The sequence below is a fragment of the Desulfobulbus elongatus DSM 2908 genome (genome assembly GCF_000621145.1).
GTDB lineage: Bacteria > Desulfobacterota > Desulfobulbia > Desulfobulbales > Desulfobulbaceae > Desulfobulbus > Desulfobulbus elongatus.
In genome coordinates, this window is record NZ_JHZB01000003.1 from 158529 (window position 1) to 172463 (window position 13935).

General features: G+C 63.6%; 15 protein-coding genes and 1 riboswitch. Of the genes, 5 read left to right on the forward strand and 10 right to left on the reverse strand.

What is annotated here, in order from left to right; all coding sequences use genetic code 11:
* The first annotated feature begins 12 nt into the window (after positions 1 to 12).
* From Q362_RS0102730 to Q362_RS0102740, 3 genes are read left to right on the forward strand one after another with little or no spacing between them, the layout of a single operon-like run.
* Positions 13 to 1173 carry an acyl-CoA dehydrogenase family protein gene (locus tag Q362_RS0102730; RefSeq protein ID WP_028317430.1) on the forward strand — a complete coding sequence of 387 codons (1161 nt, stop codon included), beginning with the start codon at positions 13 to 15 and terminating at the stop codon, positions 1171 to 1173.
* A gap of 21 nt (positions 1174 to 1194) precedes the next feature.
* Positions 1195 to 2148, forward strand: a complete 954-nt coding sequence (locus Q362_RS0102735; RefSeq protein ID WP_028317431.1) for a CoA transferase subunit A — start codon at positions 1195 to 1197, stop codon at positions 2146 to 2148.
* A gap of 15 nt (positions 2149 to 2163) precedes the next feature.
* Positions 2164 to 2982, forward strand: coding sequence for a CoA-transferase subunit beta (locus Q362_RS0102740; protein WP_028317432.1), 819 nt, complete (start codon positions 2164 to 2166; stop codon positions 2980 to 2982).
* 87 nt (positions 2983 to 3069) lie between these two features.
* Here the strand turns inward: Q362_RS0102740 and gltA are convergent, their stop codons facing one another.
* Together gltA and Q362_RS0102750 are read right to left on the reverse strand one after the other, a co-directional pair.
* A complete protein-coding gene (gene gltA / locus Q362_RS0102745) occupies positions 3070 to 4473 on the reverse strand; it encodes an NADPH-dependent glutamate synthase (RefSeq protein WP_028317433.1) in 1404 nt (467 codons plus the stop codon).
* Positions 4474 to 4491: 18 nt separating this feature from the next.
* The gene (locus Q362_RS0102750; RefSeq protein WP_028317434.1) at positions 4492 to 5352 is read right to left on the reverse strand and encodes a sulfide/dihydroorotate dehydrogenase-like FAD/NAD-binding protein; all 861 of its coding nucleotides are present in this window, start codon (positions 5350 to 5352) and stop codon (positions 4492 to 4494) included.
* A 393-nt stretch (positions 5353 to 5745) separates the two neighbouring features.
* Between Q362_RS0102750 and Q362_RS18805 the strand changes: the two genes are divergently transcribed.
* Both Q362_RS18805 and msrB read left to right on the forward strand, forming a co-directional pair.
* Positions 5746 to 6876, forward strand: coding sequence for a D-alanyl-D-alanine carboxypeptidase family protein (locus Q362_RS18805; RefSeq protein WP_245590134.1), 1131 nt, complete (start codon positions 5746 to 5748; stop codon positions 6874 to 6876).
* A gap of 179 nt (positions 6877 to 7055) precedes the next feature.
* A complete protein-coding gene (gene msrB, locus Q362_RS0102760) occupies positions 7056 to 8135 on the forward strand; it encodes a peptide-methionine (R)-S-oxide reductase MsrB (RefSeq protein ID WP_028317435.1) in 1080 nt (359 codons plus the stop codon).
* Positions 8136 to 8177: 42 nt separating this feature from the next.
* Here the strand turns inward: msrB and thiC are convergent, their stop codons facing one another.
* The 8 genes from thiC to Q362_RS0102800 form a co-directional block, all read right to left on the reverse strand.
* The gene (thiC, locus tag Q362_RS0102765; protein WP_028317436.1) at positions 8178 to 9464 is read right to left on the reverse strand and encodes a phosphomethylpyrimidine synthase ThiC; all 1287 of its coding nucleotides are present in this window, start codon (positions 9462 to 9464) and stop codon (positions 8178 to 8180) included.
* Positions 9465 to 9485: 21 nt separating this feature from the next.
* Positions 9486 to 10148, reverse strand: coding sequence for a thiamine phosphate synthase (thiE, locus tag Q362_RS0102770; protein ID WP_028317437.1), 663 nt, complete (start codon positions 10146 to 10148; stop codon positions 9486 to 9488).
* Complete coding sequence (gene thiF, locus Q362_RS0102775; protein WP_035215324.1) at positions 10129 to 10680, reverse strand: sulfur carrier protein ThiS adenylyltransferase ThiF; 552 nt, start codon at positions 10678 to 10680, stop codon at positions 10129 to 10131. Before thiF ends, thiE begins: the two co-directional genes overlap by 20 nt.
* Positions 10677 to 11786 carry a 2-iminoacetate synthase ThiH gene (gene thiH / locus Q362_RS0102780; protein ID WP_028317439.1) on the reverse strand — a complete coding sequence of 370 codons (1110 nt, stop codon included), beginning with the start codon at positions 11784 to 11786 and terminating at the stop codon, positions 10677 to 10679. The genes thiF and thiH overlap by 4 nt, the downstream gene beginning before the upstream one ends.
* Positions 11787 to 11812: 26 nt before the next feature.
* Complete coding sequence (locus Q362_RS0102785) at positions 11813 to 12589, reverse strand: thiazole synthase (RefSeq protein WP_028317440.1); 777 nt, start codon at positions 12587 to 12589, stop codon at positions 11813 to 11815.
* Between the two features lie 3 nt (positions 12590 to 12592).
* Entirely contained in the window at positions 12593 to 12790 is a 198-nt protein-coding gene (gene thiS, locus Q362_RS0102790) for a sulfur carrier protein ThiS (RefSeq protein WP_028317441.1), read from the reverse strand.
* Positions 12791 to 12877: 87 nt separating this feature from the next.
* Positions 12878 to 12975, reverse strand: a riboswitch (TPP riboswitch).
* Positions 12976 to 13067: 92 nt separating this feature from the next.
* The gene (locus tag Q362_RS0102795) at positions 13068 to 13469 is read right to left on the reverse strand and encodes a cell wall hydrolase (protein WP_028317442.1); all 402 of its coding nucleotides are present in this window, start codon (positions 13467 to 13469) and stop codon (positions 13068 to 13070) included.
* Between the two features lie 4 nt (positions 13470 to 13473).
* Positions 13474 to 13707 carry a NifU family protein gene (locus tag Q362_RS0102800; RefSeq protein WP_084312215.1) on the reverse strand — a complete coding sequence of 78 codons (234 nt, stop codon included), beginning with the start codon at positions 13705 to 13707 and terminating at the stop codon, positions 13474 to 13476.
* Positions 13708 to 13935 lie beyond the last annotated feature (228 nt).

Consider the following 13935-nt stretch of genomic DNA (forward strand, 5'->3'; position numbering starts at 1 on the left):
AGAGGAGTCACAATGAATTTGGATTTAACCGAGGAGCAAAAGCTGATCCAGGAGACGGCCCGCGATTTCGCCAAGGCCGAACTGGAACCGGTGGCCGCCCGGCTCGATCAGGAGAAGGATCGGGAAACCCTGCTGGCCAACCTGAGGAAGCTGGCGGAGCTGGGATTCATGGGCCTCAACGTTCGCGAGGAGTACGGCGGTTCCGAGGCGGGCGTGGTCGCCTTCAGCCTGGCCATGACCGAAATCGCCCGGGCCTGCGCCTCCACGGCGGTGACGGTCTCGGTGAACAACATGGTTTGCGAGGTGATCCAGGCCATCGGCACGGAAGAGCAGAAAAAGGCGTACATCCCCAAAATCTGTTCCGGCGAGTACGCCGCCGGCAGCTTCGGCCTCACCGAGAACTGCGCCGGTTCCGATCCCTCGGGCATGGGCACTACCGCGACCAAAGACGGCGATTTTTACGTCCTCAACGGTTCGAAGATTTTCATCACCAGCGCCCCTTACGCCGGTGTGTTCGTCGTCTGGGCGGTCACCGACAAGGAGGCGCCCAAGGGCAAGGGCATCAGCTGCTTCCTGGTCGAGGCCGGCACGCCGGGGCTGACCATCGGCAAGGAAGAGCAGAAGATGGGTCAGCACGCCTCGGCCACCAACGAACTGATCTTCGACAACTGCCGCGTGCCGGCCTCCGCCCTGATGGGCAGGCTCAACGACGGCTTCCGCATCGCCGTGGCCGAACTGGCCGGCGGCCGGATCGGCATCGGTTCGCTCGGCCTGGGCATCGGCCTGGCCGCCATGGACTACGCCACCCGCTATGCCAACGAACGGGTGCAGTTCAACCAGAAGATAAGCAATTTCCAGGCGATCCAGTGGATGATCGCCGATTCCTACACCGAGCTGGAAGCGGCCCGGCTGCTGCTGCTGAGCGCCTCATTCCGCAAGGAGCAGGGCCGCCCCTTTGCCAAGGAAGCCTCCATGGCCAAGATGTTCGCCACCGAGAGCGCCAACCGGGCCTGCTACCACGCCCTGCAGATGCTGGGCGGCTACGGCTACACCAAGGACTTCCCGATCGAGCGTTACACCCGCGACGCCCGCATCACCACCATTTACGAAGGCACCAGCGAAATCCAGCGGCTGATCGTCTCCCGGGAGATTCTCCGGGGGCTTTCCGCCTGAACAGAAAGGAGAAAGGAGAATATGAGCACGAACAAACGCATCACCCTGCAACAGGCGGCGGAGATCGTCAAGAACGGTTCCAGCCTGACCTTTTCCGGTTTCACCATCTGGCGGCGGCCTTTTGCCGTGGTCTACGAGCTGATCCGCCAGAAACGCCGCGGCCTGCACCTGATCGAGGTGAACGGCGGCCCCCAGACCGAGTTCCTGGTGGGCGCCGGCTGTGTCGACATCTGGGAGTCCTGCTGGGTCGGACACGAACTCTACGGGAAATACGGCGCCAACCTGTCGCGCAAGGTTGGCAAGAAGGAAATCCTGGTCGAGGACTACAGCCACGCCGAGATGATGTTCCGCTTCGCCGCCGCCGCCCAAGGGGCGCCCTACGCGGTCACCCAGACCTCGCTGGGCACCGACATCCACAATCCTGAGTACGATGTGCTGGGCCGCGCCGGCAGGCGCGACGGCAAGCGGATCGCCAAGCAGAAGTACATCTTCACCGAGGATCCCTTCTTCGGCGCCGGACCCCAGGTGCTGGTGCCGGCCGTGAAGATCGACGTGGCCATCCTCTGCGTCCAGCAGGTGGGCGAGGAGGGCACGGTCCGGGTGGCCGGCCAGCTCTACTCCGACCCCGAGGCCGCCCGCGCCGCCGACATCACCATCGCCATGGCCGAGGAGATCGTGCCCGAGGAGTATCTCCGCCGCGATGCCGACCACAACACCATCCCCAGCTTCGAGGTCGACTACATCCTCGAATGTCCCTTCGGCGGGCATCCGACGGGCATGTTCGGCTGCTACGATGTCGATGGCGCCTTTCTCAAGGACTTTTACGCCGGTACCCGCACCCAGGAAGGGTTCAACGCCTTTGCCGAGGAGTGGATCTACGGGCTCGATCACATGGGCTATCTGGAGAAACTCGGCTGGCCGCGCATGCTGAACCTCCGGGCCAATACCGCCCTCAACTACAGACCCCGCAACTAGAAGGGAGGACATACGATGAGCAAGTACGCATCGCCCGAAGAATACGGCCTGGCGGATCTGCTGTGCTGCGCCGCCTCGCGTGAGGTACAGGACAACGAGATCGTTTTCGCCGGCACCGGCCTGCCCATGGTGGCCATCATGCTGGCCCAGAAGACCCATGCCCCGAACCTGAAGCTGATCTTCGAGGCCGGCACCCTCGACGGCCGGCCGCCGGAACTGCCGACCTCGGTCGGCGACGCCCGTTGCGAAACCGGCGCCTCGCGCTCCTCCGGCCTCTACGACGCCTTTTCCATCGCCCAGCGCGGCTATGTCGACCTCGGCTACCTCGGCGGCGCCGAAATCGACCAGTACGGCAACGTCAACACCACCTGCATCGGCAACTATCTGGAACCGGAGCTCCGGCTCACCGGCAGCGGCGGCAACCCGGACATCAACTCGTTCGCCAGGCGGACGGTGTTCATCATGGTGCACGAAAAGCGCCGCTTCGTCGAACACGTGAGCTACATCACCAGCCCCGGCTGGCGGGTGAAGAAGTGGCCGGGCGGCGAATGGGTGCATCGCCGCGAGCTGTACGGCGCCGCCTTCCGTGGCGGGCCCTCGGCGGTGATCAGCACCGCCGGCGTGTTCCGCTTCGATGAAAACGACGGCCACATGTACCTGGATACCTGCCATCCCGGCAAGACCCCGGCGGAGATCAAGGAACTGTGCCAGTTCGACCTCGACGTCTCGCGGGTCAAGGGCGAGACCGCCCCGCCGACCACGGACGAACTGCACTTCATCCACGATGTCCTCGATCCGAGCCAGATCTTTATCCCCAAGGTGAAGAAGGCCTGATCATCCCGGACAAAAAGAAAACGGGCCGGCAACCGCACAATGCGCGGTCGTCGGCCCGTTGCCGTTTGCCGGTGTGAATCGCCTGTCTTACCAGCCGCGCATCAGGTAGTCGTGGATGGAGTCTGCGGCCTTGCGACCCGCGCCCATGGCCAGGATCACCGTGGCGGCGCCGGTGACGATGTCGCCGCCGGCCCAGACGCCCCGCATGGAGGTCTTGCCGGTCGCCGGATCGGCCTCGATGTTGCCCCGGCGATTGAGTCTGATCGCCGGTTCGGAGCTGGTCAGCAGGGGGTTGGCCCCGGAACCGACGGCGATGATGGCCAGGTCGCAGTCCATGGTGAAATCCGCGCCTTCGAGCGGCACCGGCCGGCGGCGGCCGGAGGCGTCCGGTTCGCCCAGGGTCATCCGTTCGCAGGTGACCGAGGTCAGGCGGCCCTCGCTGTTGCCGTCAAAGCGGAGCGGGTTGGAGAGCAGCAGAAATTCGACGCCCTCCTGCTCGGCATGATGGGCTTCCTCCGCCCTGGCCGGCATCTCCTCGCGCGAGCGGCGGTAGACGATCTTCACCGATTCCGCGCCCATGCGGAGCGCGGTGCGGGCCGAGTCCATGGCCACGTTGCCGCCACCCACCACCACCACGTTCTTGCCGGGCACCAGCGGGGTGTCGTAGAGCGGATCGTAGGCCTTCATCAGGTTGGCTCGGGTGAGGTATTCGTTGGCGGAATAGACGCCGATGAGATTTTCGCCCGGAACGTTCAGGAAGCGCGGCAGGCCGGCGCCGACCCCCACGAAAACAGCGTCGTAGCCCTCGGCCAGCAGCTCGCTCACGTCCACGGCCCGGCCGACCACGGTGTTGCAGGCGATGTCCACGCCGAGTTTTTCGAGGATGCTGACCTCAGCCTCGACAATGGCTTTGGGCAGGCGGAATTCGGGGATGCCGTAGATCAGCACGCCGCCGGGTTTGTGGAAGGCTTCGAACAGGGTGACGCCATGCCCCTTGAGCACTAAGTCGCCGGCCACGGTCAGCCCGGAGGGGCCGCTGCCCACCACGGCCACCCGTTTTCCTGTGGACGGCTGTTTTGCCGGCAGGGAGCCGTCACCGTGGTTGCGCTCCCAGTCGGCGAGAAAGCGCTCCAGATTGCCGATGGCCACGGGCTGGCCTTTCTTGCCGAGCACGCACTGGCCCTCGCACTGAATCTCCTGGGGGCAGACCCGGCCGCACACGGCGGGCAGGCCGTTCTTCTCCCAGATGATGCGGATGCCCTCGGCGAACCGGCCCTGGGCGACGGCGCGGATGAACCGGGGGATGGGCACGGCCACCGGGCAGCCTTCCACGCACTTGGGGGTCTTGCACTGGAGACAGCGGGCCGCCTCGGCCTGGGCCATCTCTTCCGTGTAGCCGAGGGGAACTTCCAGAAAATTGTGGCGGCGCACCTCTGCCGGTTGTTCAGGCATGGGATGCCGGTTCGTGGGGGTCTTCTTCGATTCCTGCATAGCGTTTCTCCGGCGGCCTCAGGCCTGCTTCTCCAGTTGGTTCATTTGGGCCTCCATGCGGCAGCGATGGGCGGCCATCGCCTCGGTTTCCATGGCCTTGTAGGCGTTCAGCCGCTGGGCGAGACCGCTGAAATCGACTTTGTGGCCGTCGAATTCCGGGCCGTCGACGCAGGCGAATCTGGTCTCGCCGCCCACCGTGACCCGGCAGCCGCCGCACATGCCGGTGCCGTCGACCATGACCGGATTGAGGCTCACCAGGGTATGGATGCCCGCGGGCCGGGTCAATTCGCTGACCGCCCGCATCATCGGCACAGGGCCGATGGCCACCACCAGATCCGGCTTGTCCGTGGCCATGATCTCCTGCAGGGCGTCGGTGACAAAGCCCTTGCGGCCGGTGGAGCCGTCGTCGCTCATGGCGATCAGGGTATCGGACAGGGCGCCCATCTGTTCCTTGAGGATGAGGAAATTCTCGCTGCGGGCACCCAGGATGGTGGTGACCCGATTACCGGCCTTCTTCATGGCCCGGGCGATGGGATGGAGCACGGCGATGCCGGTGCCGCCGCCCACGCAGACCACGTGACCGACCTTTTCGATATCCGTCGGGCGGCCGAGCGGGCCGATGAGGTCCGTATAGGCGTCGCCCTCCTTGAGTCCGGAAAAAATGGCCGTGGACTTGCCCACGACCATGAAGATCACGGTCACGGTCCCGGTCTCGGGGTTGGTGTCCGCCATGGTCAGGGGAATGCGCTCCCCGGTTTCCGTGGCCTTCAGGATGACAAACTGGCCCGGCTTCGCCTTGCGCGCGACCCTCGGGGCTTCAATTTCGTGAAGGATCACCGAGGACGGCACCAGTTCTTCTTTCCGTACGATCTTGAACATGGTTGCTCCTGAACGATATGGTTAGTCTTGCTTTGCCTGCAGAAAGGGACAATGTGCCTTGAATAACGCAAAAATCAAGAGGTTGTCTGAGCAGGAGGGCCGCTGGGCAACGAATTGATTGTGCGGGGTGAGACGCTGGCCGAAATGCACCATCCTTATAAACACAGGGGCTGGGGAAAGCAAGAATTTGTACGAGGAATTGATGCGCTCGAATATCGCGGGGTTGCGCGGGGAATCCGGTTGCGGGCGATGGGGCATGGGGCCTGCCGGACTTTTCCGGCGCGGCATGGTTTCACTGGTAGCGGCGGGTGCTTTGTGGTAAGCAGTCAGCAGTTTATCGAGCCTCTGTGGCATCAACCCTGTTCAACGTTGTGCAACCGGGAGTCGTGAAGAATGATGAAACGTTGTCTGCTCTGTATCCTGCTGGTGCTGATGATGGTCCCCGCCACCTGGGCCGCGCGGGCTCCGGTGAAAACCCTTGCCCAGGATCCCTACGCCTCGGCCCTGCTGATCGAGGCCGATAGCGGCAAGGTCCTGTTCGAGGCCAATGCCGACGCCAAACTCTATCCGGCCAGCGTGCTCAAGCTGATGGACCTGTATGTGCTCCTGGACCGCATCGAGCGGGGGGCACTCAAGCTGGACGAGATGGTGCAGGTGACGGTGGAAGCCGCCAAGACCGGCGGTTCCCAGGTGTATCTCGATCCCAAGGAACAGTTTTCGGTGGAGGATCTGCTCTACGCCCTGATGGTGCAGTCCGCCAACGATGCCGCCGTGGCCCTGGCCACGCATGTCGCCGGTTCCAAGGAGGGATTCGTCGCCCTGATGAATCAGAAGGCCCAGGAATTGGGTATGAAGAACTCGAAATTCCATTCGGTGCACGGCCTGCCGCCCTCGGAGGGACAGGAGGCGGACGTGACCACGGCCCGCGATCTCGCCATCCTCTGCCGCGCCTTGGCCAAACGGCCCGAAGCTCTGAAATACACCAGCACCCAGAGCAGGGGATTTCGGGAAGACAAGTTCATGATGCACAACCACAACAAGCTGCTCGGCCAGGTGGTCGGTTGCGACGGATTCAAGACCGGCTACTATCAGGCGGCCGGTTTTTCGATCGCGGCGACCGCCCAGCGGGGCGGCGTGCGGATGATCGCCGTGGTCATGGGCAGCAAGGATCGCAAGGTCCGGGATGCCAAGGCCATCGAGCTGATCAATAAAGGTTTTACCCTCATCCCGCCCAAGCCGGAAGCCGCCGGCACCGCCATGCCGCCGAAGCCTGCCGCAATCCAGCCGCAGCCGGCCGCCGGCGGCATGACCTTCGCCACGACTCCGGCCGCCGACCCCTCCGCTGCTTCCGCGGCGGGAGAAACGCCGCCGGACCAGCCGGCCGGGGATGACGGCGGCTGGGGGAAATTCTTCATCGGCTTGGGGATCGGGTTTCTTCTTTTTCTCGCCCTGTTCGGAGCGGCGGTGGTGGTGATGAAGCGCCGAACCGGCAGTGTCCGCTCCAGGCATCGCATCCGCGACTGACCTTTTTTCTTGCAGCATTTGTCAGGCCCCTTTCGCCGCTCCGGAGCGGAAGGGGCTTTTTTTATTTGCGGCGAATCCGCCTGTCCGGGGAGAGGAAAAATATCTCTGGTGTCGGCCGAAAACGGGTTTATTGTAAGAAAAGGAGAATTGTTCTCAAGAAAAATGTACGGGAGGTGGGTATGTTTCCCTTGCAACGTGTGTCACGACTCATTGTCTGCATGGCCGCAGGATTGACGTTTGTCGTCGACTCTCAGGCCGGCGGTGCCGCCCAGCCGCAGGAAGCCGGGCAGGAAGCGATCCGGCGCGAGACGGCCCTGTTCGCGGGCGGCTGTTTCTGGTGCATGGAATCGCCGTTCGAGAAGCTGGCCGGCGTGCTTTCCGTGGAATCGGGCTATGCCGGCGGCACCACCACCAAGCCAACGTATGAGGATTACGCTGCCGGCGGCCACATCGAGGCGATCAAGGTGGTGTACGATGCCAACCGGGTCGGCTACCGGCAACTGCTCGACACCTTCTGGCGCCAGATCGATCCGACCGATGCCGACGGCCAGTTTGTCGACCGGGGCCATGCCTATACGACGGCCATCTTTTATTTCACCGAGGAACAGCGTCTTGAGGCGGAAGCCTCGAAACAGGCGCTCGCCGCAAGCGGTGTCTTCAGCCAGCCGCTGGTCACGCCGGTCTTGCCCGCTCCGACCTTCTATCCGGCCGAGGAGTATCATCAGAATTTCTACGAGAAAAACCCCCTGCGCTACACCTACTATCGCGACGGCTCCGGTCGCGACGATTTCCTGCGCAGGACCTGGAAGGAGGTAACGAGCGGCGGGGCCGGTTCGTCAGAGAACCTGAAGGAGCGGCTGACCCCGCTGCAGTACGAGGTCACCCGGAACAACGCCACCGAACCGCCGTTCGACAACGCCTACTGGGACAACAAGCAGGAAGGCATCTATGTCGATGTCGTTTCCGGCGAGCCGCTGTTCGCCTCGACCGACAAATACGATTCCGGCACCGGCTGGCCCAGCTTCATCAAGCCCCTGGTGGAGAAAAACATTGTCGAAAAATCGGACTGGAGCCTCTTTGCCCGCCGCACCGAAGTGCGCAGCCGGGGCGGCGATTCCCACCTCGGCCATGTGTTTTCCGACGGACCGCCGCCCACCGGCCTGCGCTACTGCATCAACTCCGCCGCTCTCCGGTTCGTGCCCAAGGAGCGGCTGGAGGAGGAAGGACTGGGGCGGTTCAGCCACCTGTTCGCCAAGTGAGCCGATTGCCGCCCGAGGCGACGGTCCGGAAAATCTGTCGGCTTACTTGCCCTCGAGGATGGCGCGGCTGCGCTTGACCGCGCACAGATCGCCGCACATGGTGCAGACCTCCTGGTCGATGGGCATGGACGAGGCGCGGTAGGCCTTCGCTTTTTCCGGGTCCAGGGCCAGTTCGAACATCCGGTTCCAGTTCAGATCCTTGCGCGCCCCGCTCATGGCGTTGTCCCAATCGATGGCCCCGGGAATGCCCTTGGCGATGTCGGCGGCATGGGCGGCGATGCGCGAGGCGATGATTCCCTCCTTCATGTCGTCCGCATCCGGCAGGCGCAGATGCTCGGCCGGGGTGACGTAGCAGAGAAAGTCGGCGCCCGAGGCGGCGGCCAGCGCGCCGCCGATGGCCGAGGTGATGTGATCGTAGCCCGGCGCCACGTCGGTGACGATCGGCCCGAGCACGTAGAACGGCGCGCCGTGGCAGAGCTTCTTCTCCAACTGCATGTTGGCCACCACCTCGTTGAGCGGCACATGGCCCGGCCCCTCGATCATCACCTGCACCTCGGCCTGCCAGCAGCGCTTGGTCAACTCGCCCAGCACGATCAGCTCCTGGATCTGGGCCGCGTCGGTGGCGTCGTGCAGGCTGCCGGGCCGCAGGCCGTCGCCCAGGCTGAGGGTGACGTCGTATTGCCGGCAGAGTTCGAGCAGCCGGTCGAAATGTTCGTAAAAGGGATTTTCCCGGCCGTTGGTGGTCATCCAGTCCAGGAGCAGCGAACCGCCCCGGCTGACCACATGGGTGAGGCGGGGATTGGTGCGCAGCCGCTCCACTGCCGTCAGGGTCAGGCCGGCGTGGATGGTCATGAAGTCGACCCCGTCCTCGGCATGGATGCGGACCACATCGAAGAAGTCGTCCACCGAGATGTTCGCCACCGCCTTGCCGTAGCGGGCCACGGCATCATAGACCGGCACCGTGCCGATCATCACCGGGCTGATTTCCACGGTGCGGCGGCGGAAGGCGCGGGTATCGCCGAAGGTGCTGAGGTCCATGATCGCATCCGCCTTGAGTTCGATCGACCGCCGCACCTTGGTTAGCTCGGCCTCGACGTTACAGCAGTCCTCGGACACGCCTAAGTTGACGTTGATCTTGGTGGTGAGGCCGGCGCCGATGCCCTTGGCGACCAGGCTTTTATGTTCGCGGTTGGCCGGGATGACGATGCGGCCCTCGGCGACGCGGGCCAGCAGGTCGGCTTCATGGATTTTTTCTTCGGCAAGCACGTGCCGCATCTGCGGGGTGACATCGCCCCGGCGGGCGGCGGTCATCTGGGTGGCGTGAGGCATATCGTTCTCCTTGGGTGGATGCTAAACGCCGGCGGCGGCGAGGCAGGTCGCCTGCAGCCGGCGGACGGTGGCGGCGATGTCGGCGGCGCCGACGATCTCGGTGACCAGGCAGACCGTGCGAGCCCCCCGCGCCACCACTTCGCCGATGTTGTGTTCCTTGATGCCGCCGATGGCCACGAAGGGCAGGGGGCAGGCGCGGACCACATGGTCGAGATAGCCGAGCCCCACCGGGGCGCAGACGTCTTCCTTGGTCTGGGTGCTGAAAATCGGCCCCACCCCGATGTAGTCGGCGCCGGCTTCGACCGCGGCGGCGGCCTGCGCCGGCTCGTGGGTGGAAAGCCCGATCAGCTTGTCGGGGCCGAGCAGGCGGCGGACCTCGGGCACCGGAAAATCGTCCTGGCCGACATGGACGCCGTCCGCATCGGCGAGCAGGGCGAGGTCCGGATAATCGTTGACGATGAACAGTACCCCGGCGGCGCGGGTCAGCTCGCGGATGGCCCGGCATTCGGCCAGCATCTCGGCGAAGCTCTTGGCCGGCCGTTTCTCCCGGTACTGGATGAGGCGGATGCCGCCGGCGATCATGGCGCGCGCCACCTCGACGTTGGTGCGGCCGGCCGAGAATTTTTCGGCGGTGATGCCGTAGATGCCGGCGGGAAAAGCGGGTTTAGCGGACGAGAGGGTCATGGGCCATACCTCGGTGGTGCAGGACGATCGCGCTCATGTGGTTGGCGACGGTGCCGACTTTGTGGGCAAACAGGGGCGCTTCGGCGCAGTCGGTGGCGAAATCGCCGACGATGAAACAGGTGCCGAGCCGCCGCAGGCCGATGGTGGCCAGATCGCTGCCGGCAATGCCGCAGGCCGAAACCACGATCCGGTCAGCGCCCAGGGTTTCCAGCAGCATTTTTTTGTCCTCCTGGCGGTCGAAGCCTTCGACGACCAGATCGCAGCCGGCGAAGAGCGAGCGGCAGTTGCTGGCATCGATCCGGGCGGTCACGGCGTCGATCAGCACCTCCGGCCGGATGCGGCGCAGGTTGTGCGCCAGCGCCTCCACCTTGGGCTGGCCGATCTGGTCGGCAAAGTAAAACTGGCGGTTCAAGTTGGCGGCATCCACCCGGTCGAAGTCGACGATTTTCAAATATTCGATGCCGCTGCGCACCAGGTTGACCGCCACGTTGGACCCGATGCCGCCCACGCCGGCGATGCCGATCGCCGTCATCCGATCTGGTCCCAATCCTTGTAGACCGGCTGATAGCCGCGGGCGACAATGGCCGCGGCCACCTCCTCGACGCTACGGTCGTCGGTGATCTCGAACTGCGGCGTCTGCTCCACCCGGATCTCGGTATAGCCGCCGACCCCGGTGCTGGAACCGGCGGAATAGCGGGTGGCGCCCAGCGGCAGGATGCGGTCGCGGAAGGCGGCGCTCTCCCTGGTGGAAATGGTGAGCCCGGCGCGGGGCAGGAAGATGCGCAGCGCGGTCATGAACTGGACGAAGGTCTTGTCGTTCACGTAAAAATCGGGATGGAAATCGCCCTCGGCCGCGTTGAAGCGCGGCAGGGAAACGGCTACCTCGGTTTCCAGATAGGTGTCGTCCAGATAGCGGGCGTGCAGGCCGGTGAGGAAAATTTCGCGGCGCGGTTCGGCCAAGCCGAGCAGGGGGCCGATGTTGACCACCCGCATGCCGCCCTGGGCCGCCCGTTCCGGGGCGTTGAGCCGCCAGTGATAATCCCGTTTTCTGCCCGCCGGGTGGACCCGTTTGTACACTTCCTGGTCGTAGGTTTCCTGAAAGAGCGTCATGCCGTCGACGCCGGCCTGCTGGAGCTGGCGATATTCCTCGACTTCCAGTGGGTAGACCTCGATGGCCACCGAGGCGAAATGCCGTTTCAGCAGGCGGGCCGCCTCCACCAGGTAGTCCATGGGAGTGAGGTGCGGCGCCTCGCCGGTGAGAAAGAGGATGTGCTGCATGCCGGTACCGGCGATGGCTTGGGCCTCGGTCTCGATCTCAGCCAGGCTGAGCTTGCGGCGCAGGATCGGATTCTTGTGGTTGAAGCCGCAGTAGGCGCAGTGGTTGGTGCAGTGGTTGGAGAGGTAGAGCGGAATGAACATCTGGATGGTGCGGCCGAAATACTGCACGGTCAACTGGTGCGCCTTGCGGGCCATGGCCTCCAGGTGGCCGGCGGCCCTGGGGCTGAGCAGGGCGAGGAAATCCATGGCGCCTGGTTTGTCCTTGGCCAGGGCGCGCTCGACATCGGCATCGGTTACCTGGGCGAAGAAACGCTCGGTATCAAATTCCCGGTAGCGTTCGACGATCGAAAAAAAGGACATGGTCTGCTCCTCCATCACAACAGGATTCAGTCGTCGAGAAAGCCGGTAAGCGGCGACGAGGCCCGAGCCAGGGACGATTCCTCGGCCAGGCGGGCGAGATAGGCGATCCGTCCCGCCCTGACCGCCAGATCGAAGGCCCGACCCATGGCCTCGGGATCGGCCGCGGTGGCGATGGCGGTGTTGACCAGCACCGCATCGGCCCCCATCTCCATGGCGGCGGCGGCCTGGGACGGCCGGCCGATGCCGGCATCGACCACGACGGGCACGGTGCAGTTCTCGATGAGCTGCTCGATCAACGGCCTGGTTTCCAACCCCCGGTTGGTGCCGATGGGGGCGCCCAGCGGCATCACCGCTGCGGCTCCGGCGTTTTCCAGCCGCTTGGCCAGCGGCAGGTCGGGCAGGACGTAGGGCAGGACCACGAATCCCTCCTTGGCCAGCACCTCGGTTGCTTTCAACGTTTCCCAGTTATCCGGCATCAGGTACTTCATGTCGGTGATCACCTCGATCTTGATGAAGTCGCCGCAGCCGGCCTCGCGGGCGATGCGGGCGATGCGCACCGCCTGCTCGGCGGTCCGCGCTCCCGAGGTGTTGGGCAGGAGGGTCACTCCCTTGGGGATAAATTCCAGGATGTTTTCCTGGCCGGCCTGGGCGTCGATGCGCCGCAGGGCCACAGTGATCATCTGCGAGCCGCTGGCGGCCAGCATCTCGGGAATCCGGGCATTGGCGGCAAATTTGCCGGTGCCGGTAAAGAGACGGTTGGTAAAGCGCACGCCTCCCAGTTGCAATGCATCATCGGTCGTCATGATTCAGCCTCCGCCGACAAAACTGAGCAGTTCCAGCCTGTCGCCAGCGTGCAGCTGGGTCTGCGGCCACTGTTCCTGTTTGATGATTCGCTGGTTCAGTTCCACCACCAGCGCTCCGGCCGCCAGTCCCTTGTATGCCACCAGCTCGGCAATGGTGCGGGCAGGGACGGTTTCCGCCGTGCCGTTGACAATGATTTCCATGTCGCCTCACCAAAAAAAGAAGCCGCTTGCCCTCAAAGGGAAGGGCAAGCGGCTTGCGGGCCGGAAAACCGGGAAAATCCCGGATAGTCGTTGTCTTGTCCGCTTCCCTTCGCCGGTATTAGCCGGATCAGGTTCATAGGGTTGGATGGTTTCCTCTCAGCAGGATTGCACCCCTAGCGATGGACTGTTTATACGCGCAACGAAACCGTTTGTCAACTCCGCGATGGTGAGCACGAAAACAACCGGGGGCTGGGACTGAGATGGTGCGGTCGGAATGTCAGAAGGCAGAGGCCGAGATGGGCGTGTCGCCCTGGCGATAAAACTTATGCGAACCGTAACGGCCGATGTAGGCTTTGCCGGCAGCCCAGCCCGGCGCGACATCGACATGGTGATAAAAGGTTGACCCTTTGGTGAAATCCGGCGTGGTCATTGCCTTGAGGGCAACACGCAGGCTCTCCTGGAGCGGATTGATTTCCAGCGGGGCATAGCTTTTTTTCTGGAAAGTCCAACTGAACTGACGGGGGGCCAGAATGACGTCGGCGATGCTTTTGTTGTCTTCCAACGCGCGGTTGAGGGTGACGTGGGCCACGGCGAGCTGGCCGATTTCCGGTTCGCCGCGGGATTCGTGATAAACGTTGAGACTGAGCCAGAGGAGGCTTTCGACAAAACCGATGGGCATGGAACTATTCGACCGCCTCTACGGCCCGGATGGTCGGGAGTTCGCTCTTGACGAACTTCTCGATTCCCTCCTTCAGAGTGATACGGGACATGGGGCACCCCTGACAGGTTCCAGTGAGCCGCACCTTGACCACCTGGTCCGGATCGATGCCGACGAACTCGACGTCGCCGCCATCCCGCTGCAAAGTCGGGCGGATTTGGTCCAGCACTTTTGTAACAGTTTCTTGCAATTGTTGCATAAATGACTCCTTGGCCATATTGCAATTTCGTCATTGGAATGGGCGATAGTATAGCATCAATGGGACCATCAGACAAGGAAACAATTTCAATATCCGGCCATCAATGTCACAACATCCGGAAATTCAAAAGAAAATAATGATACTATCGATCATGTCGCCGGTCTTGGCGATACCGATTGTTTGTTGCTGCTGAACACCGCTTTTTATCGTGAAAAAAAGCAATTGATT